A 20,231-nucleotide genomic window follows, 5' to 3' on the forward strand; every position below is an offset into this window, starting at 1 on the left:
TCAGCGGTGGCCCCCACCACCGTGACCGCCCCCGTTGTGACCGCCGCCCCCGTGCCCGCCACCGTGGTTGCCCCAGGACGTGTCGTCCACGAGGCGGCGGTGGTCGTTGCGGAGGGTGGCGGTGTCGGCGCGGTTGTCCCAGATGTAGTTGTGGCGGTCCTGGTAGAGGTCGCGGTTGGTGTCGCGGCCGACACCGGTGTGGACGCGGACGGTGGCGTGGCCGCCCAGGCGGTAGTGGCGGAAGGTGTAGGTCTCGCCGCCCTTGTTCGACAGCTTCCAGCCGTCGAGGTTCACGGCGGTGCGGGTGTGGTTGGTGATCTCCACCCACTCGTTGTTCAGGGAGCGGTTGGAGCGGTCCTCCGGTCCCGGAGAGTCGTACTGCACGCGGCTGATCTCCACGTTCGACCGGGCCGCGTGGTGGTCGGCAGCGGTCGCCGGCAGTGCCGCCGCGCCGACGAGAGCGCCGGCCGCGAGCGCGGCGGCGGCCAGACGGCGGACGGACACGGAAGGTGAAGAGGTCACGGGTTCCCCCAGCATGGTGCGGGCACCTCCCTGGATACGGCTACGGCCGGACCCCGGGCTGTGCGGTGTGCGGGTGGCGGCCTGTTGGCCGCACACCCACACCTTCTCCACCGCACGCTCGGGATATGAGCGATACGTGAATCGTGTTACGAGTCAGTCGTGTTTCCGTGACTGTCGCCTGTACCGTCCATTTATGTACCTGATGCACCAGGTTGACGCGCCGGTGAGCGGACGGCCCTTGCGGGCACTGGTCCATGCTCCGCGATCGCCACGGTGCGCCACCCCGGGCCCGTGGGGAGCGTCACCCGAAAGTGAGTAACGACAGGCCTCCCACCTGCACGTTGTTACTGGTAGTAACAGTACTTCGGCGTCCAGGCGGGTGTCGTGACGGGCACGGATTGGTTGCGGGACGGCGCCACTGACCGTCAACTCCGTTGCGGCGAAGGCACCATGGCGACCCATGGGGACCTTGAGCGGGGGCCGGGATCGCTACGTCGACTTCTTGCGCGCTTGGGCGATCGTGCTCGTGGTGTTCGGGCACTGGCTGATCACCGGGTTGGTGCGGGACCCCGACGGGACCATCAGCGCGCCGGAGTTGCTCGCCACCGTGCACTGGACCCAGTGGCTCACCCTGGGGTTTCAGATCATGCCGCTGTTCTTCCTGGCCGGCGGACACGCGGCAGGCGGTTCCTGGGCGCGGGCCCGCAACGAGGGGCGTACGGCAGCCGGTTGGGTGGGGCAGCGGGCGCTACGGCTGCTGCTGCCTGCCGGGGTGTACAGCGGGCTGGTGCTGGTCGCCGTCGCGGTCTGCTCGGCGGTCGGGGTGGATCGCGGCATCCTCGCGCTCGTCGGGTGGGCGATGGCCATGCAGTTCTGGTTCCTGCCCGTGTATCTGCTGCTCAGTGCGGCAACTCCCTTGCTGTACGCGGCACATCGGCGGTGGGGGTTGCGGGTGCCGGTGGTGATGGGAGCGGTCGCTCTGGTCGCGGACGCGCTGGTGGTCGGCTTGCACGCGCCGCTCGTAGGGCTCCTCAACTACGTGCTCGTGTGGGGTGTCACCTACCAACTGGGCTTCTGCTGGCGGGACATGCTCCTCACCGAACGCTCCGGCCTCCCCGCCTGCATGGCCGTGGGTGGCGCGCTCGCCTTCGCCGCGCTGGTCACGTTCGGGCCGTTTCCGGTGAGCCTGATCCTGGTGACCGGGCAGAGTCCGAGCAACACCAATCCTCCGTCCGCCGCGATGCTGGCCTGGGTGGTCGGGCAGGTGGGGGTGGCGCTGGTGGTCGCGCCGGTGCTGCGGCGGGTGTTGGAGCGGGAGCGGCTCTGGCGGGTGGTGCGGCCGTTGGGGGGTGTCAGCATGACGCTCTATCTGTGGCACATGGTGCCGGTGCTGATCGTCGCGGCGGGCTTCTACCTCACCGGGCTCGCTCCCGAACCGGGGTACGGGTCGGGGGGCTGGTGGGTGTTGCGGGTGCCGTGGGTGGTTGTGCTCGGGGTGTTGCTGGTGGGGGTGGTCGGGGTGTTGGGGCCGTTGGAGCGGGGGCTTTCCGCGGTGTACGAGCGGACGCGGCCTGGTGATCTGCCTCGGCGGCCTTGGGCGTTGGGGCTTGGGTTGGTGTCGAGTGTGAGTGCGTTGGTGTGGTTTGCCGGGCATGGGTTTGCCTATGGGGGGCGGTTTCCGGTGGTGCCTGCGGTGGGGCTGGTGGTGGGGGTTGGGCTGGTCATGGTGACGGGGCGGAGTTCGGTGGGCCGGGGTGTGCGTCTTACGTCTGTGTAGCTTGTGTTGTCTTTCGGGTGCGGGTGCGTTGGGGCTGGTCGCGCAGTTCCCCGCGCCCCTGGGGAGCTGCCCTGCCCGGCGTTGGAAGGCTGACGGGACCCTGGCACTGGAGGCCAAGGGGGGCGGGACGGCTTGCGCCGGTCTCGCCCCCCGTCGGCCTCCAACAGGCCTAGTGCCTACGGCACTTCGACAGGTCGATGCGGACTATCTGCGGGTCGTGGTCGCTTGCCTGGTCGGCGAACTCCGCGTTGATGTGGACCACGTCGTAGTTGAAGGACGTCACCGCGGGGCTGGTGAGGATGTGGTCCAGGGTCTGGGAGTTGCCGTCGTAGACGTAGGTGTAGCGCTCGGCGGCGGGGAGGGTGGTGATCAGGGGCTTGAGGACCTTGCCGGCCGTCAGGGTGGTCACCGTCTGGGAGAACTCGTAGTCGTTGAGGTCGCCGAGGACGACCGCCTTGGCGTTCCTGTCCGCCGCCAGCAGGGACTTGACGAAGGTGTTGACCTCCGCCGCCTGGGCCGCGCGCTGGGTCTCCGAGCTGCGGGCCGGGGGCTGGTAGCGGCCGTGGATGGGCTGGTCGCCGCCCTTGGAGACGAAGTGGTTGGCGATCACGAAGACCTGCTCGCCCTGGAAGGTGAACTCGCCGACCAGCGGCTTGCGGCTGTCCTCCCAGGCCGCGTCGGTCGGGTCGATCCGGCCCGGGGAGTAGGTGAGTTGGACGCCCTTGCGGGTCTTCACCACGCTCGTGGCGGTGGTCGCGTCGCCGCCCTTGTGGTCGGTGAAGGAGACCCGCTTCGGGTTGAAGAGGAAGACCTGGCGGATGTTGCCGCCGGGCTCGCCGCCGTCCGCGTTGTTCGTCGGCGAGATGTAACGCCACTTGTACGCCGGGCCGCCGGCCGCGCGGACCGCGTCCGTGAAGCGCTTCAGGGTGGCCTCGGCAGTCACCGTGCCGTCGTTCGTCGCGCCGTTGTCGTCTTGGATCTCCTCCAGGGCCACGACATCGGGCGAGTTGAGGTTGACCGCGACGCCCTCGGCGAGCCGGTCGAACTTCTCCTGGGTGTCGAGCGCGTCCAGGTTCTCGACGTTGTACGTGGCGACCGCGAGCTCGTCCTTCTTCTGACGGCGGGTCACCTCCTGCTTCAGGCCCTTGTCGACGAGAGTGCCGAGCTGGGTGGCCTGGACGTTGTAGCCGCCGTAGGTGGAGTAGTCGAGAGGGCCGGTCGTGACACCTGACAGCTCGTCACCGACGTTGGCCGCGGAAAAGGTTGAGGTCGTGTCGAGCGACATCACCTCGATACGGCCGGTGTTGGGCTGGTCGTAGGAGGAGTAGAGGGTGCCGCCGCGTGCCGTGGCGTTCTCCTTGGGCTTCACGGTGACCCACAGCTCGCCGTACGCGTCGCTCGCGCCGACGACACGGGCGTCGGCGAAGGTGACCCGCATGCCCTCCAGGGACTCGAAGAAGTCCTGGGCGTAGACGGCCGGTTGGAGCGCGAGGGACTCGATGCTGCCGCCGGACGCGGTGGGGATGTAGGCGTCGGGGACCGAGGTGGCGTTCAGCGCGACCGCGTCGGGGAGCGGGTTGCCGCTGGAGAGGACCGTGGTGGTCGGTCCGCCGATCTCGGTGTTCGACTGGCTGGTGCTGCTCGGGTAGTACTCGGTGACCTTGCCGGTGACCAGGACCGAATCGCCCACCGCCACCGCGGGCTTGGCGGAGCCGGTGTAGACGAACACGGCCTCGCTGGTGCGCGGGTCGGTGTCGGGGGTCGGGTCCTGGATCCAGTAGCCGAGGGAGCCGCTGCCGCGGACGCCGGTGACGATGCCGGGGACGCGGGTGACCGTCTGGCCCGCGTACGGCGAGAGGCGGGTCGTGCCCTGGATGTCGTGGACGCGGACCGTGCCGGGGTCGGTCGAACCGCCGTCGCCGCCGCCGTCACCTCCGCCGTCGCCCGAACCGGCCGTCTGGCCAGCCGAGTTGACCGGTGTCGGGGTGCCGCCGGTGAAGTCGGCCGCGTTGTCGTCGGTGTCGGCGAGCGAGTCGGCGCGGGCGACCGCGCCCGTGTTGGAGGCGCCGGTGGCCGGGCCGCTGCCCTCGCGGACGACCGCGGTGCCGTAGCCCGCGAGGTCGACGATGCTCGGGTCGGCCGCGCAGTCGGCGGCGGTCTTGCAGGTCAGCGCGGCGGTGCCGGAGACCAGGGCGATGGTGCCGGAGGTGGCGCTCATCGCGATCGAGCCGGTGGCGTCGGTGGTGGGCAGCGCGGTCGTACCGCCGCTGCCGGTGCCCTCGCCGACCAGGTAGCGGGCGCCGGGGGCGATCGCGCCGGTGAGGGCGGTGACCTGCCAGGTGGAGCCGGCGGACGGGGTGCCGGGGAGGTACTGGACGCTGTAGCCCGACAGGTCGTAGGCCGCGGAACCGGCGTTGCCGAGCTCCACGAAGTCCCGGGTCAGGGTGGCTCCCGAGTTGCCCCCGCCGCCGTACACCTCGGCAATCACCGCCGAGGCGGAGGGAGTTGCGGACGCGCTGGGCAGGGCGGTGAAGGCGAACGCTCCCGCGGCGCCGACCGCGACGATCGCTTGGGCGGTGCGGTGGGCGCGGGGTCCGCGCCCTTCAGGTCTGGACACGCTGGCGGTCTCCTCGTGCTTCGTCTGGCTGCCGATACCGGGGTGCCTGTGGGGAGTCGGCTCAAGTTACGCGCGTAGAAAGGGAGTTGCCAGAGGGCCTTGCGTTAAATCCAGGGAACAAGTGAGTGCGGGGACGGCTGGGACGGCCACGAAAGTGACGTTCCACACATAACCCTGGTGATCAATTGGACAACTCACCCTATTTCAGCGGACCTTGAGAGCTCCCGGGGCGTAATCGGTTCATCTTTCAACCGTGGCCTTTTCCGGTTTCGTCCAGTTCACTCGGGATGGTTTGCAGCGCACCATAAGTCCGTTCTGACCCAGGGAGTGTGTAGAACTATGTCCAATTCGCCCCATTTGCATGACTCGTCGGATTCGTCGGACGTTCCGTTCGCTCCCCATCCGGTGTCCGCCGCCGAGGTCATCCCGGGCGATCTGATCGCGCTGACCCCGGACGACGCCGGGCGCGCCTGCTGGTACGTCGTGACGCACACCCTCCCCGAGACCCCCGAGACGATCCGCGTCACCCTGCGGCCCCCGCTCGGCGGCACCGACCACGACGAGGTGCTCGGCCGCGACCGCCGCGTCATCAGCGCGTGCCGCCGCCTGAACCCCGGCGCGATCCCGCACCTCGTCTCCGACGACCTCACCGGCGCCGAGTTCCGCGAGGGCGACCGGGTGACCTCGCTGCGGGTGGTCGACCCGGGCGCGGACGAGGTGTCGTACGTACGCCGCTGGGGCGTGTGGCACCGGGACCTCGACGGGAGCACGGACGAGGTCGCGTCCGACGCCGAGGTCCGGGACTGGGCGGACGCGGAGCATGTCGTACGGCATCTGCCGCGGCCGGAGCGGGCGACGGCGGCGGTCGGTGGGCCGCGGCGGGTGGTGGTGACCGGGCTCGGTGCCGTCACGCCGCTCGGGGTCGGGGTCGGCGAGCTGTGGCGGGGGCTGCTCGAAGGGCGGCATGGGATACGGGAGTTGGACGGCGAGGAGTTCGCGGAGCTGCCCGTGCGGGTGGCCGGGACCGTGCCCGTGGACCCGGCGGAGCTGTTGCCGCGGGCGGCGGCGCGGCGGATGAACCGGGCCGCGCAGTTCGCGGTGCTGGCCGCGCGGGAGGCGTGGGGCGACGCCGGGTTCGTGGCGGGCGGCACGCGCGAGAGCGGGCTCGATCCCGAGCGGATCGGGATCAGCCTCGGGACGATCCTCGGGGACGCGTCCATCCTCGTCGGTGGCGACCGCAAGCTGCGCGACAAGGGGCCGCGCGCGGTCTCCCCGCTGACCACGCCCATGACGGTGCCGTCGCAGGCCTCGTCCCAGGTCTCCCTCGACCTGCACATCACCGGCGAGGCCCGCACGGTCACGGCGGCGTGCGCCTCCGGCACGGAGGCCATCGGGTCGGCGATCGACCGCATACGGTACGGCCGGATCGACGTCGCCCTCGCGGGCGGGGCCGAGGCGGTCGTCACGCCGGCGATCATGGCGTCGTTCGCGGCGATGCGGGCGCTGTCCACGCGGGGTGTGGTGGACGGGTCGTCGCCGTCGCGGCCGTTCGGCAAGGACCGGGACGGGTTCGTGAACGGGGAGGGCGCGGGGGTGCTCGTCCTGGAGGCCGAGGAGCACGCACGCGCGCGGGGAGCGCGGATCTACTGCGAGGCGGCCGGGTGGGGTCTGTCCGCCGACGCGCACCACATGGCGGCGCCGGATCCGTCGGGCGCCGGGGTCGCACTCGCCGTGCGGCGGGCGGTGCGGGACGCGGGCGGGCATGTCGCGGACGTCGTCCATGTGAACGCCCATGCGACGGCGACGGTCGAGGGGGATCTCGCGGAGGCGGGTGCGCTGCGCGCGGTATTCGGCCGCAGAAACGTTCCTGTCACCGCGATCAAGGGGCATCTCGGGCATCTGCAGGGCGCCGCGGGCGGGGTGGAGGCGGTGGCGACGGTACTGACCCTGCATCACGGGGTGGTGCCGCCGACCGTGGGGGTGGGGGATGCGGACGTGGATGACGCGATCGGGCTGGATGTGGTGACGGGGGTGGGGCGGGAGTTGCCCGGGGGCGGGGATCTGGCGCTAAGCAATTCGTTCGGGTTCGGGGGGCATAACGCGGTGCTGGCGCTTCGGCGGGTTGGGTAGGGCGGGGCGGGGTGGCTCAAGCGGCTTACGTGCAGGGTGAGTTGGGGGGCGGGTTGCGCTTGCGGGGAAGGTAGGCGGGTTTCGGTTCGGGGCGCTTCTTTGCGGGGGCCCGCGCCGGGCGTTTGGCGAGGCGGGTGCGGCTGGAACGGCCGAGGAATCAAGCGGTGCGCCTGCAAGGCGAGTTATGGCTGAGACCACGCCAGACGCCTACCGGCCGCAAGCCACGCTCGGACCGCCCGCCCACCGAAAAGGAGCGCGGCCCAAGCAGTGCATCGACCAGGCGAGTTGAGGCCCACGCCAGACGCCTGCCAGACGCGAACCACGCTCGAACTGAACCGCCCCGGTTCGAATGGAGACTCGATTTCATGAAAGGATCGGGTCATGGCACGACCTTCCCGTTACCCGCTTGAGCTCCGCCGTCGCGCGGTGCGCATGGTCGCCGAGGTAGGCGACGACTACCCGAACGAGACGGCCGCCCTGCAGGCGGTGGCCGAGAAGCTCGGCATCGGCTCCCGCGAGACGCTGCGGAACTGGGTGAAGCAGCACGAGATCGACGGGGGCCAGCGTCCGGGAACGACGACGGAGGAGTCCGCCCAGCTCAAGGCGTTGAAGAAGGAGAACGCCGAACTGAAGCGGGCCAACGAGATCCTGAAGGCCGCGGCGAGTTTCTTCGCGGCCGAGCTCGACCGGCCACACACACGCTCGTAGCGTTCATCGACGAGCACCGGGACCGCTTCGGCGGCGTCGAGCCCATCTGCAGGACGCTCACCGAGCACGACTGCAAGATCGCCCCTTCCACCTACTACGCCCACAAGAAACGCCTCGAAGCCCCCTCCGCCCGTTCCGTGCGCGACGAGGAACTCAAAGAGCGCATCCAAGAGGTCCACACGTCCAACTACCGCGTCTACGGGGCCCGCAAGATCTGGCGCGAACTGAACCGGCAGGGACATGCCGTGGCCCGCTGCACCGTCGAGCGCCTCATGCGCGAACTCGGCATCACCGGCGCCGTCCGCGGCAGGAAGGTGATCACCACGCTGCCCGGCGGCCAGGCCGAACGGGCGCCGGACCTGCTGGACCGAGACTTCGTCGCCGACGCCCCCAACCGCTGCTGGGTCGCGGACTTCACCCACGTGAAGACCTGGGCCGGAGTCGTCTACGTCGCCTTCGTCGTGGACACGTTCTCCCGCCGGATCGTCGGCTGGTCCGCGGCCACCGTGAAGGAAACGGTCTTCGTCCTGGACGCCCTGCAGATGGCCGTGTGGCAACGCGACCGCGACCAACACCCAGTTCAGCCAGGCGAGTTGATCCACCACTCGGATGCCGGGTCGCAATATACGAGTTTCCGGCTCGCCGAGCATCTGGACGCCGCCGGCATCGCCGCCTCGATCGGATCGGTCGGCGACGCCTACGACAATGCCCTGATGGAGAGCACGATCGGCCTGTTCAAGACCGAGCTGATCAAGCCCAGACGGCCCTGGAAGTCTCTCTCCCAGGTCGAGTTGGCCACTGCGGAATGGGTCGACTGGTACAACCACCGCCGACTCCACGGTGAGATAGGGCACGTTCCGCCCGTCGAGTACGAAGCCAACCACTACATGGAACCCACGAAACCCCAGGTCACAACCATAATCTGAGATCTCTACCGAACCCGGGGCGGTTCAAACCCTCCGCCCACCGAAAAGGAGCGCGGCCCAAGCCGTCTATCCGCCACGCGAGTTCAGGACCACGCCAGACGCCTACCGGGCGCAAGCCTCGCTCGAACCGCCCGCCCGCCGAGAAGAAGACCCGCCCCAAGCAGTGCACCCGCCAAGCGAGTTGAGGCTCACGCAGTGCGCTTGCGCGGAGTTGCCTTCTTTGCCGGGGTCTTCGCTGCGCTCTTCGCTGTTGTCTTCGCCGGGGTTTTCTTGGCGGATGCGGCGGTCTTCTTGGTGGCGCCTGTCGACTTCTTCGCCGAGGTCGACGTCGATGCCGTGGGCTTCTTTGACGAGGCCGTCTTCTTCGTCGCCGATGACGTCGACTTCTTGCCGGTGGTCTGTTTGGGGGTCGCTCGGGCGGACCGGGACGAGATCGGTCTGACCTCGGCCTTCTTCCCCGTCTCCGCGCCGGCGTCCTCGCCCGTGTCCTCGCCGCGCGACTCCTTCGCCTCGCGGACGCTCTTCTCCAGGGCCGCCATGAGGTCGAGGACCTTGCCGCTGGGGGCCGGAGTCGGGGACTCGGCGGGCTGTTCGCCGGAGGCCTTCGCGGTGATCATCTCCTCGACCGCCTCGCGATAGTCGTCGTGGAGGTCCGCGAGGTCGACCTCGCCGAGGGTGTCCATCAGGGCGTCCGCGAGGTCGAGCTCCTTGTCGCGGACGGTGACGCTGGTGTCGGGGGCGACGCCCTCGGGGACACGGATCTCGTCCGGCCAGAGCAGCCCGTGCATGGCGATGACGTCGTCGACCACGCGGAGCATGCCGAGCCGTTCCCGCCCCCGGAGCGCGTACTTCGCGATGGCCACCTTCTGGCTCCGCTTCAGCGCCTCACGCAGCAGGGTGTACGGCTTGGCCGCGGGGACGCCGTTCGCGGAGAGGTAGTACGCCGCGTCCATCTGGAGCGGGTCGATCCGGTCGGCCGGGACGAACGCCACGATCTCGATCGTCCGCGCCGTCGGGATCGGCAGCTGGGCCAGGTCGTCGTCCGTGATCGGGATCATCGTGCCGTCCGCGTCCTCGTACGCCTTGCCGATCTCGGCCTGGGTGACCTCGCGGTCCTCCAGTTCGCAGACCTTGCGGTAGCGGATGCGGCCGCCGTCCTCGGTGTGGATCTGGCGGAAGGAGATGGAGTGGCTCTCGGTCGCGTTCACCAGCTTGATCGGGATGCTGACCAGGCCGAAGGATATGGCGCCGTTCCATATGGATCGCACCTGCCGCACCCGCCTTCCGTTTCCGGCACACAGCTCTCCGGCCTACGACGCCCCGGCTCACGTCCGGTTCGTCACGATTCCGTGTGATTCTCATCGTATGACGCCGATCACAGAGGTGGAGGGGCGACGGCTCGCGCTCAGCAACCTGGACAAGGTGCTGTACCCGGCGACCGGCTTCACCAAGGGCGAGGTCCTGCACTACTACGCCACGACCGCCAGGGTCCTGCTGCCCCAGCTGCGGGACCGGCCCGTGTCCTTCCTGCGCTACCCGGACGGCCCCGACGGCCAGGTCTTCTTCACCAAGAACGTGCCGCCCGGTACACCCGACTGGGTCACCACGGCCGAGGTGCCGCGCTCGGAGGGGCCGGCGCGGATGGTGCTGGTGCAGGATCTGGCGTCCCTGATGTGGGCGGCGAACCTCGTCACCGAGTTCCACACACCGCAGTGGGTCATCGGGGAGCCGGACCTCGCCGACCGCCTCGTCTTCGACCTCGATCCCGGGGCGCCCGCGACCGTAGTCGAGTGCTGCGAGGTCGCGCTGTGGCTGCGGGAGCGGCTGGCGGCGGACGGGATCGAGACGTACGCCAAGACGTCCGGGTCGAAGGGCCTGCATCTGCTGGCGGGGGTCACGCCGGTGCCGTCGGAGCGGGCGGTGTCGTACGCGAAGGAACTCGCCGTGGAGGCGGAGGCGGCACTCCCCCGGCTCGTCGTCCACCGGATGACCCGGAGCCTGCGGCCGGGAAAGGTGTTCGTCGACTGGAGCCAGAACGCCGCCCGCAAGACCACGGCCACGGCGTACACGCTACGGGTGGGCCCGGCCCCGGGTGTCTCGGCACCGGTGACATGGGAGGAGGTCGAGGCATGCCGGTCCGCACGCCAACTCGCCTTCCTCGCACCGGACATGGGCGTACGGCTGGAGGAGCACGGGGATCTGCTGGCACCCCTGCTCGACACGGGGCGTGCGGGGTCCGTGCCGTGACCGTCGCCTCACCCGATGCCGGCGAGTGGCGGATCAGCCCTCCTCGGCGGACTCGGCGGACTCGGTCGCGTCAGGGAACACGCTGGTGCTGATGCGTCCCGACAGCCAGCCGACCAGGAATTCGACCGCGCCCACAGGATGCGGGTCGTAGTACCAGCCGCGCGGATTCCAGCAGACGACCGTCCACGCGTCCGGCTTCCCGGCGGTGAGCCAGCACACGCGGTCCCCGTTGTCCGTACCCGCCCAGGGCAGGAGGCCGCCCGGCTCCGGGTAGAAGGGGTACGGGGAGTCTTCGGGGTACCGGTCCCGGAAGCCGCGTTCCTGCTCCAGCAGCCGCTTCGCGGGGCCGACCAGCAGGTCCCGCCCGGCGAAGGGCGTGAGCGGCGTCAGGAACTCCGCGAAGTGGTGGGCGCCATAGGCCCGCACCAACTGCTTGAAGTCCGCGGGAAGTTGGACGCCGAGTGCTGCCTCCACCTCGTTCCAGTCCCCGTTCGCCCCCAGGGGGTTCGGCGGTGGAGGGACAAGGCGGGTGAGGTCGTCGAACGCGGTCATGGAGGTGAGGTTAGGGGAGGTCGCCCGTTCGCTGACTCCGTCCCCTCGAACCCCCCGTCCCCTCGAACCCCCGTCCCCTCACACCCTCCCCCACGTATGCCGATCCCGAGCCATCGCATGCAGCGCCTCCACATCCGCCGGCTTCAACACCCCGCCCGTTCTTGCCAGTCCGGAGAGTTCCGTGTCCTGGAGTACGCGGACTTCGCGGAGCGGGGTCGTCGTCGTGATGTCGGCCGGGCCGGAGAGGGCGAGGACCGGGTGGACCTCGGCTGTCAGGGCGTAGGAGGCGCGGGCCGCGTCGGAGCGGGCCCGGCGGAGGAGGGGGAGGGGGTCGCGGCGGCCCAGGGTGACCATGGGGTCGGCCACCTGGACGCGTTGTTTGCGGGCGTACAGGGTGTGCAGGGCGTAGAGCCCGCCGGGGCCGATCAGCAGGTGGTGGAGGCGGTCGCCGCCGGGGAGGGGGATGGAGTGGAGGGCGTGCCAGCCCGCGCCGTCCAGGGCGTCTAGGGCGTCGCCCACCGCCTGTTCCGCGATGAGGGCGCGGCGGCGGGGGTCGGGGCGGAGCCGGTGCTGGGGGCCCGGGTCGCGGTCGAGGGCCACGTGGAGGGCCTCGCCGGGGCGGTTGGGGGCCAGGTCGTCGTCGGGGTGGAGGGTCAGGCGGGCCAGCTCCGCGGGGGTCGGCACCGGTGGCGGGCCCACCGTGACCGGGCCGGTGAGGAAGGGGCCGAGGGCGTGCAGGACGTCCTCTCTGCGGTCCTCGCTCAGCAGGTTGATCCGGGCCGCCTCCCTGTCGTACCAGGCGACGTTCCTTCCGTCGGTGTGACAGACGTACAGCCGCTCCTGACCATGGCGCCAGGTCGGTATCACGCGCAGTCCGCTCATGCACCATCACCCCCCGACCATGGGAACAGGCGGGGTGCTCAAGGGGCAAGAACCCGGTTACCTTTGGGTCAGTCGCTGGGGCTTGGGGAGGCGCCGTTGCGGACGCGCAGGAAGCAACCCGACGTACCCGCTCCGGACACTCCGTGGAGCGAGATCACGCCCGGTCTGTGGATGGGCGGGCACGAGTTCCGCGGGCGTTCGGGGCAACCGGAGTTCGCGGTGGTGCGGGACGAGTTCGATCTCGTGCAGACGCTGCTGCGGCTGCCGGGGCACGGTCCCGACACGGGTGTCGAGCACCATGTCTGGCCGATTCCGGACGGTCCGCTGGACGGGACCCAGCTGGCCGGCGTCATGCGGCTGGCGGTCGCCGCGTGCGACGCGCTGGACGCGGGGCGGAAGGTGCTCGTCCGCTGCTACCACGGCTACAACCGGTCGGGCCTGGTCGTCGCCCACGCGCTGGTCCGCCGCGGGCACTCCACCGAGGAGGCGATCCGGCTGATCCGCGCCCGCCGGTCCCCGTGGGCACTCCACAACGAACTGTTCGTCGAGTACCTGCGGACGGGCCTGTCCACGGCCCGGCTGCTGGAGGAACTGGCCGAGTAATCGTTTCCCCCGTTCCACCGGAGCAGTCGAACAAAAGGGACTTCCCTACGAATAGGGTGTACGGGTCACACACCCGCGCCCCGCAGGAGAGCAGTGCCCCCCAGTCGTCCCCGCCGCCCCGGCCGCCCCGTGCGCGCCGCCCGCACCACCGCCGCCGTCGCCCTGCTGCTGGCGACCGCCGTGGCCTGCGGTGACACCGGCGCGCTGCGGGGCGCGGGGGCGACCCCGACGGCGACGAGCCCCGCCAGACTCTGGCCGAATCTGTCGCCCGCCGCCTCCCCCGCCTACGACTTCGACGAGGCGGACACGGAGACCGTGAAGGGCATCACCGTCCCCGGCGACGACATCCACCAGGTCGACCCGGTCGCCGTCGTACGCGCGGAGATCGCCGCGCACCCCAGCGACTACGAGGGCGCCAAGGCGCCGTACCGCGGAACCGGCGACCGCATCGCCGACTGCGAGAAGGCCGGAGACAGCGCCTGTCCCGTCCTGAAGCCCTACTACCGCGACCTGACCGGCGACGGACGCGACGACCTCACGCTCGGGTTCCGGCTGCTGCCGACCAAGATGACGGCCGTGCGGGTCTACACCGTCGAGAAGCACAGGCTCGTGCAGGTCATGGCCAACGACGACGCCGTCAGCGGGGTCGAACTCGCCGGGCACTCGGTGATCATCCGCTCGCCTTCGGAGCTGGCGGGGTACGAGTACCGCGTGCAGTGGACCTGGGACGCGGATCAGAAGGCGATGCTGCTGACCCACGACGAGTTCCTGCGGACGGGGAGCCGTAAGCACGGGGTGCGCCGCGCGACCCCGGCCGCGCCCGGCGCCCTCCCCTCCTCTTCCGCCTCCCCCTCGGCCACGCCGTGACCCGGCTCGCGCTGCCCCGGTGGGCCGGGACCCTCGCCTTCAAGGCCGGCGTGTTCATCACCGTGATGTGCTGCGCGCTGGCCGCCCTGCTCGGTGTCCTGGTGCATGTGTCGGTGACCGACCAGACCGTCGGGCAGGCCCGTGACCTCGCGTTGTCCCGGCTGCGGACGGCGACGAACCAGTACGAGGCCGGGGACTCGCTCGTGCACGGCGCCGGGGTCGACTCCGCGGACCTGCCGGTGGCGCTGCGGCGGCTGGCGGCCGGCGGGGAGCGCGGCACGATGGTCGGCAAGCACCGGGGGCGGCCCACGATGTGGGCGGCGGGTCCCGCCGACGACGACCGGGTGCTCGCCGTGGCCGTCGACTACTCGCAGGGCGCGGGCACCATCGCCGGGCTCGACCGGGCGATCTTCTGGTCGTCCGGCCTGGCGATCGGGGCGACGCTGCTCGTCGGCGCGTTCGCGGTGACCCGGGTGACGCGGCGGCTGCACGGTACGGCGCAGGTGGCCCGGCGGATCAGCGCGGGTGACCTGGACGCGCGGGTCGACGATCCCCGTACGAAGGACGCGAACCTGCCGCAGGACGAGGTGGCCGCGGTGGCCGCCGCGCTGGACACGATGGCGTCGTCGTTGCAGGGGAAGCTGCTGACCGAGCAGCGGTTCACGGCGGACGTGGCGCACGAGTTGCGTACGCCGTTGACCGGGTTGCACGCGGCGGCCGAGCTGCTGCCTCCGGGGCGGCCCACCGAGTTGGTGCGGGATCGGGTGGCCGCGCTGCGGACGCTGACCGAGGACCTGTTGGAGATCTCCCGGCTCGATACGCGGCGGGAGAAGGTGGAGCTGGACACCGAGCGGTTGGGGGCGGTGGCCGAGCGGGTGGTGCGGGGGGCCGGGGGCGGCGGTGAGGTCGTCGTCGTGCGGGACGAGTGGGTGGAGACGGATCGGCGGCGGCTGGAGCGGGTGCTGGGGAACCTCGTCGCCAACGCGCATCGGCATGGGCGGGGGGCGGTGGTGGTGACCGTGGAGGGGGCGGTGGTGACCGTGCGGGATCACGGGGACGGGTATCCGGAGTACCTCGTGGCGCATGGGCCGCAGCGGTTCCGCACGGAGGGCGGGGCCACCGGGCATGGGCTGGGGTTGACCATCGCGCTCGGGCAGGCGGAGGTGCTGGGGGCGCGGTTGGAGTTCTCCAACGCGGGTGACGGTGGGGCGGTGGCGACTCTGACCTTGCCCTCTGCGGGGGGCTAGTCGACAGCTCGGGGGTTGCTCGTGTGGACCAGCGTGATGAGCGTTGGGTCGCCCCTCCTCCTAATGTGGCGAATAGTCAGGTTCGTCCCACTTCTGGAGGTACCCCCATGTCCCTCAGCCTCTCCCTGCGTCGTCTCGGGATAGCGGTCGCCGCCGGTGCGCTGGTCAGCGTCGCGGCCGTCACTCCCGCCGTGGCCGACGGCGACTGGGGTGACGAAGACCCGGGTGTCAGCCGCCAGGACGACGGCGGGTGGAACCAGCGCGGCGACGACGACTTCGACGGCCGCGGGGACTACGACCACCAGGGCGGCCACGACAACCCGCGGCTGTACCGGGGTGTCGTCACCGCCGACCAACTCGCCCTGCGCTCCCGCCCGGACCGCGGCAGCAGGGTCATCCGGTACGCCTACCGCGGCGAGCGCGTCTCGATCTTCTGCAAGACGGGCGGCTCGAACGTCCAGGGCAACCCGCTCTGGTACCTCCTCACGGACGGCACCTGGGCCTGGGGCTCGGCGCGGTACATCGACAACATCGGCCCCGCCCCGCGCTGGTGCTGACGGTCGAGACACACGCACCACCCAAGGCACACAACCCGCACCATTTGGGTAAGTTCCGGACATGACCAACGCCGGAACCACCGTCACAGCGGACCTTCCCACACCCGCTGTACGCCTCCCCCGGCGCCGTGGCATCGAACTCAGCCTCATCGTCGTGGCCGTACTCCTCTCCGTGTACGGCTACTGCGCTGTCGGTCTCGCCAAGAACGGCACGGTCCCGCCCGGCGCCGCCGGCTACGGCGCCGGGCTCGGCGTGCTCGCCCTCGTCGCGCACATCGCGGTGCGCCTGCGGGCGCCGTACGCCGACCCGCTCCTCCTGCCGATCGGGGTCCTGCTCAACGGCCTGGGGCTCGTCCTCATCTACCGGCTCGACCTGGAGACCCCGGGCGACCGGGCGGCTCCCACTCAACTCGTGTGGTCCACCCTGGGCGTGACCCTCTTCATCGTCGTGGTGCTCGCCCTGCGCGACCACCGCGTCCTCCAGCGCTACGCGTACGTCTGCGTGGCCGCCGCGCTCGCCCTGCTCACCCTCCCGGTCTTCTTCCCGGCCGTGAACGGGGCGCGGATCTGGATCCGGATCGCCGGATTCTCCATCCAGCCGGGCGAGTTCGCGAAGGTGCTGTTGGCGGTCTTCTTCGCCGCGTACCTGGCGGCCAACCGCAACGCGCTCGCCTACGCCGGCCGCCGTGTCTGGCGCCTCCAGCTCCCCACCGGGCGCGTGCTGGGCCCGATCGTCGCGATCTGGCTGCTGAGCGTGGGCGTCTTGGTCCTGGAACGCGACCTGGGCACCTCGCTCCTCTTCTTCGGCCTGTTCGTGACCCTCCTCTACGTCGCCACCGGCCGCACCGGCTGGATCGCGGTCGGCCTGCTGCTCGCGGCCCTCGGCGCGGTCGCCGTCGGCCGGTTCGAACCGCACGTCCACAGCCGGGTGCAGGACTGGCTGCACCCGTTCGCGTCGATCGACGCGGGCCACGGTCCCAACCAACTCGCCCAGTCCCTCTTCGCGTTCGCGGCCGGCGGCATGCTCGGCACGGGCCTGGGGCTCGGCCACTCGATCCTCATCGGCTTCGCCGCGAAGTCGGACTTCATCCTGGCGACGGCGGGCGAGGAACTGGGCCTGGCCGGCCTCTCCGCGATCTTCATCCTCTACGGCCTGCTCGTGGAGCGCGGCTACCGGGCGGGCCTGGCGCTGCGCGACCCGTTCGGGCGGCTGCTCGCGGTCGGGCTCGCGTCGATCGTCGCGCTCCAGGTGTTCGTGATCGCGGGCGGGGTGACCGGGCTGATCCCGCTGACCGGCATGGCGATGCCGTTCCTCGCCCAGGGCGGCTCCTCGGTCGTCACCAACTGGGCGATCGTGGCCCTGCTGATCCGGCTGAGCGACTCGTCCCGCCGTCAGTACGACATCGAGGTGGCCGCGTGACCGACGCCATGACCCGCCACATCCGCCTCGCGGCGGCCTTCTGCACCCTGCTCCTGCTGGCCCTGCTGGTGAACGCCACCCGCGTCCAGATCTTCCAGTCCCGCTCCTACGACGACAACATCGCCAACCGCCGCCACACCATCGCCCGTTACGACCAGCCGAGGGGCCGCATCCTCGTCGGCGGCAAGCCGGTCACCGGCTCCCGCGACTCCGGCGAGCAGCTCCGCTACGAACGGACGTACAAGGACGGCCCGTTGTACGCCCCGGTCACCGGCTTCGCCTCGCAGGAGTACGGCACGACGTTCCTGGAGCACTCCGAGGACGGCATCCTCTCCGGCACCGACCCGATGCTCTCGCCGTTCCCGCTGTGGAACGACCTCACGCGCGGCCAGAACCCCGGCGGCAACGTCGTCACCACCCTCGACCCGGCCGCGCAGAAGGCGGCTTACGACGGCCTGGGCACCCGCACCGGCGCGGTCGCCGCGATCGAGCCGTCGACCGGCCGCGTCCTCGCCCTGGTCTCGACCCCGTCCTACGACCCCGGCAGCCTCTCGGGCAACGGCCGCTCGGCGAACCGCAGTTGGGCGCGTCTGAACGCGGACCCGGACAAGCCGATGCTCAACCGGGCGGTACGGCAGACCTATCCGCCGGGTTCGACGTTCAAGGTGGTCACCGCGGCGGCGGCACTGGACGCGGGGGTGGTGACGGACCTGGACGCGGCGACCAAGTCCCCCGACCCGTACACGCTTCCCGGCACGACGACGACCCTCACGAACGAGGGCGACGGCTGCGCGGACGCGCCGCTCCGGTCCGCCTTCGAGTGGTCGTGCAACACGGTGTTCGCGAAGCTGGGCGTCGATGTCGGCGTAGGGAACATGAGCACCACGGCGGAGGCGTTCGGCTTCAACGACGCCGGGGTGCGAATCCCCTTCTCGGTCTCCCCCAGCACCTTCGACACCTCCCTGGACAAGGCCCAGTTGGCGCTGTCGTCGATCGGGCAGTACAACACGCGGGCCACGCCGCTGCAGATGGCGATGGTCGCGGCGGCGGTCGCGAACGGCGGGCAGCTGCGACAGCCGTATCTGGTGGAGCGGACGACCCGGCGGGGCGGCGAGACGGTGTCGACGAACGGTTCGCGCCCCGTCCGCCAGGCCATGCACCCGGCGACCGCCGTACAGATGAAGGAACTCATGGAGGACGTCGTCACCGAGGGCACCGGCGCGAACGCGGCGATCCCCGGCGCGACCGTCGGCGGCAAGACCGGCACCGCGCAGCACGGCATCGGCAACGCCGGGACGCCGTATGCCTGGTTCGTGTCCTGGGCGCAGGGCGAGCGGGACATCGAGCCGAAGGTGGCGGTCGCGGTGGTGGTGGAGGACGCGTCGGCGGACCGCTCGGACATCAGCGGCGGCGGGGACGCGGCGCCGATCGCGAAGGCGGTGATGGAGGCGGTGCTCGGGTCCTGAGACGGGGTACCGGGGGCCGAACGCGCCGACCTACCGTTCGGTCATGACTGAGCGCTTCGGGACATCACCCGCGTACCAACTCGCCCAGGCCAACCTCGGCCGCCTCCGATTCCCTCTGGATTCCCCGGAGTTGGCGGACTTCGTCGCCGCCCTCGACCCCGTGAACGCCACCGCCGACACCGCCGGCGGCTTCGTCTGGCGGCTCCAGTCCGACTCCGGCAACGCGACGGACGTGCCGGTCCTCGGGGACGACTGGCTGATCATCAACATGTCGGTGTGGCGCGACACGGACGCCCTGACCGCGTTCATGTACCGGGGCGAGCACCGGGAGTTGCTGGCTCGGCGGCGGGAGTGGTTCGAGCGGGTGCGGGAGGCGATGACCGTCCTGTGGTGGGTGCCGGCGGGGCATCACCCCACGGTGGCGGAGGCGGAGGAACGTCTGCTGCATCTCCGGGTGCACGGGCCGACGCCGTACGCGTTCACGCTGCGGACGTCGTTCCCGGCGCAGGGGGCGGGGCCGGTGACGCCGGTGAACATCCCTGAGGGGCTGGGCTGTTCGGTCTAGAAACACGGTCGGAGGCGACCCCGTCGCACGGCGGATGACGGCGGACATGTGGAACCCGGGGCCAAGAAATCCCGCCGGGGGGATTGACGAGCTTGCTGACAAGCAGTCTCATAAGACCCTGGGGGGTGTGACCCCGGGTAACACGCGAGCCGTGAGGTGGGAGAACCATGACGACGCTGACCGAAGCCGACGCGGTCGACGGGCTGCGCGACGCGCTCGGCCTGCTCAAGGACCGTGAGCAGGTGGCCGAGCGGCTGCTCGCCTCCTCCGCCAGGCACTCCTTCGACCCCGACAAGGAACTCGACTGGGACGCGCCCTTCGAGGACGGCAAGTGGTTCTGGCCGCCGGAGCTGGTGTCCCTGTACGACACCCCGCTCTGGAAACGGATGGGCGAGGAGCAGCGCATCCTGCTCTCGCAGCACGAGGCCGCGGCGCTGGCGTCCCTCGGCATCTGGTTCGAGCTGATCCTGATGCAGCTGCTCGTCCGGCACATCTACGACAAGGCGGCGACCAGCGCGCATGTGCGCTATGCGCTCACCGAGATCGAGGACGAGTGCCGGCACTCGAAGATGTTCGCCCGGCTGATCTCCCGGGGCGAGACCCCCTGGTATCCGGTGAGCCGGGCCCATCAGAATCTGGGGCGGCTGTTCAAGACCATCTCCACGACGCCCGGTTCGTTCACGGCGACGCTGCTCGGGGAGGAAGTCCTCGACTGGATGCAGAGGCTGACGTTCCCGGATGAGCGGGTGCAGCCGTTGGTGCGGGGCGTGACGCGGATTCACGTCGTCGAGGAAGCCCGTCATGTCCGGTACGCGCGGGAGGAGTTGCGGCGGCAGATGATCACCGCGCCTCGGTGGTCGCAGGAGTACACCCGGGTCACGTCCGGGGAGTTCGCGCGGATCTTCTCCATCGCCTTCGTCAATCCCGAGGTCTACACGAACGTAGGGCTCGACCGGAATGAGGCGGTGGCTCAGGTGCGGGCGAGTGGGCATCGGCGGGAGGTCATGCAGAACGGGTCGAGGAAGCTGACGGAGTTCCTTGACGACATCGGTGTGCTGCGGGGTGTCGGGCGACGGCTGTGGAAGGCGTCCGGACTGCTGGCTTGAGTGTCAGAGTGCGGCCCGGTGGGGGCTGGTCGCGCAGTT

General features: G+C 70.6%; 17 protein-coding genes. 12 read left to right on the forward strand and 5 right to left on the reverse strand.

The window, feature by feature from the left end; translation table 11 throughout:
* Complete coding sequence (locus tag OHT77_RS15715; RefSeq protein WP_328829062.1) at positions 1-537, reverse strand: lamin tail domain-containing protein; 537 nt, start codon at positions 535-537, stop codon at positions 1-3.
* A 445-nt stretch (positions 538-982) separates the two neighbouring features.
* On the opposite strand from OHT77_RS15715, the gene OHT77_RS15720 reads away from it, so the two are divergent.
* A complete protein-coding gene (locus OHT77_RS15720; RefSeq protein ID WP_328829063.1) occupies positions 983-2,299 on the forward strand; it encodes an acyltransferase family protein in 1,317 nt (438 codons plus the stop codon).
* Positions 2,300-2,468: 169 nt separating this feature from the next.
* Here the strand turns inward: OHT77_RS15720 and OHT77_RS15725 are convergent, their stop codons facing one another.
* The gene (locus OHT77_RS15725) at positions 2,469-4,865 is read right to left on the reverse strand and encodes an endonuclease/exonuclease/phosphatase family protein (RefSeq protein WP_328834251.1); all 2,397 of its coding nucleotides are present in this window, start codon (positions 4,863-4,865) and stop codon (positions 2,469-2,471) included.
* 456 nt (positions 4,866-5,321) lie between these two features.
* Here OHT77_RS15725 and OHT77_RS15730 point away from each other — a divergent pair, with 456 nt between their 5' ends.
* Complete coding sequence (locus OHT77_RS15730; RefSeq protein ID WP_328829065.1) at positions 5,322-7,046, forward strand: beta-ketoacyl-[acyl-carrier-protein] synthase family protein; 1,725 nt, start codon at positions 5,322-5,324, stop codon at positions 7,044-7,046.
* 381 nt (positions 7,047-7,427) lie between these two features.
* Positions 7,428-8,680, forward strand: a protein-coding gene (locus OHT77_RS15735; RefSeq protein ID WP_328829066.1) for an IS3 family transposase whose coding sequence is annotated in 2 segments (ribosomal slippage) — positions 7,428-7,710 and positions 7,710-8,680 — 1,254 coding nt in all. Because the reading frame shifts where the segments join, the coding sequence is not laid out codon by codon here.
* 188 nt (positions 8,681-8,868) lie between these two features.
* Here OHT77_RS15735 and ku read toward each other — a convergent pair.
* Entirely contained in the window at positions 8,869-9,948 is a 1,080-nt protein-coding gene (ku, locus tag OHT77_RS15740) for a non-homologous end joining protein Ku (protein ID WP_443048031.1), read from the reverse strand.
* 97 nt (positions 9,949-10,045) lie between these two features.
* On the opposite strand from ku, the gene ligD reads away from it, so the two are divergent.
* Positions 10,046-10,927 carry a non-homologous end-joining DNA ligase gene (gene ligD, locus OHT77_RS15745; RefSeq protein ID WP_328829068.1) on the forward strand — a complete coding sequence of 294 codons (882 nt, stop codon included), beginning with the start codon at positions 10,046-10,048 and terminating at the stop codon, positions 10,925-10,927.
* A gap of 33 nt (positions 10,928-10,960) precedes the next feature.
* Here ligD and OHT77_RS15750 read toward each other — a convergent pair whose 3' ends face one another.
* Both OHT77_RS15750 and OHT77_RS15755 read right to left on the reverse strand, forming a co-directional pair.
* On the reverse strand, positions 10,961-11,479 hold the full coding sequence (locus OHT77_RS15750; RefSeq protein ID WP_328829069.1) for an SMI1/KNR4 family protein: 519 nt from the start codon (positions 11,477-11,479) through the stop codon (positions 10,961-10,963).
* 78 nt (positions 11,480-11,557) lie between these two features.
* Entirely contained in the window at positions 11,558-12,361 is an 804-nt protein-coding gene (locus OHT77_RS15755) for a nuclease-related domain-containing protein (protein WP_328829071.1), read from the reverse strand.
* 96 nt (positions 12,362-12,457) lie between these two features.
* On the opposite strand from OHT77_RS15755, the gene OHT77_RS15760 reads away from it, so the two are divergent.
* The 8 genes from OHT77_RS15760 (at position 12,458) to OHT77_RS15795 (ending at position 20,192) form a co-directional block, all read left to right on the forward strand.
* Positions 12,458-12,964, forward strand: a complete 507-nt coding sequence (locus tag OHT77_RS15760; RefSeq protein WP_328829072.1) for a protein-tyrosine phosphatase family protein — start codon at positions 12,458-12,460, stop codon at positions 12,962-12,964.
* A 93-nt stretch (positions 12,965-13,057) separates the two neighbouring features.
* The gene (locus tag OHT77_RS15765) at positions 13,058-13,831 is read left to right on the forward strand and encodes a hypothetical protein (RefSeq protein WP_328829073.1); all 774 of its coding nucleotides are present in this window, start codon (positions 13,058-13,060) and stop codon (positions 13,829-13,831) included.
* Positions 13,828-15,078, forward strand: a complete 1,251-nt coding sequence (locus OHT77_RS15770) for a HAMP domain-containing sensor histidine kinase (RefSeq protein ID WP_328829074.1) — start codon at positions 13,828-13,830, stop codon at positions 15,076-15,078. The genes OHT77_RS15765 and OHT77_RS15770 overlap by 4 nt, the downstream gene beginning before the upstream one ends.
* A gap of 107 nt (positions 15,079-15,185) precedes the next feature.
* Complete coding sequence (locus tag OHT77_RS15775; protein ID WP_328829075.1) at positions 15,186-15,635, forward strand: SH3 domain-containing protein; 450 nt, start codon at positions 15,186-15,188, stop codon at positions 15,633-15,635.
* A 61-nt stretch (positions 15,636-15,696) separates the two neighbouring features.
* The gene (locus OHT77_RS15780) at positions 15,697-17,055 is read left to right on the forward strand and encodes an FtsW/RodA/SpoVE family cell cycle protein (protein ID WP_328829076.1); all 1,359 of its coding nucleotides are present in this window, start codon (positions 15,697-15,699) and stop codon (positions 17,053-17,055) included.
* 8 nt (positions 17,056-17,063) lie between these two features.
* Positions 17,064-18,521 (forward strand): penicillin-binding transpeptidase domain-containing protein, encoded by a 1,458-nt coding sequence (locus OHT77_RS15785; protein ID WP_328834252.1) that lies wholly within the window; start codon positions 17,064-17,066, stop codon positions 18,519-18,521.
* Positions 18,522-18,564: 43 nt separating this feature from the next.
* On the forward strand, positions 18,565-19,086 hold the full coding sequence (locus tag OHT77_RS15790; RefSeq protein WP_328829078.1) for a DUF3291 domain-containing protein: 522 nt from the start codon (positions 18,565-18,567) through the stop codon (positions 19,084-19,086).
* 167 nt (positions 19,087-19,253) lie between these two features.
* A complete protein-coding gene (locus OHT77_RS15795) occupies positions 19,254-20,192 on the forward strand; it encodes an AurF N-oxygenase family protein (protein WP_328829080.1) in 939 nt (312 codons plus the stop codon).
* Positions 20,193-20,231 lie beyond the last annotated feature (39 nt).

The sequence above is a fragment of the Streptomyces sp. NBC_00252 genome (assembly GCF_036187565.1).
Lineage (GTDB): Bacteria > Actinomycetota > Actinomycetes > Streptomycetales > Streptomycetaceae > Streptomyces.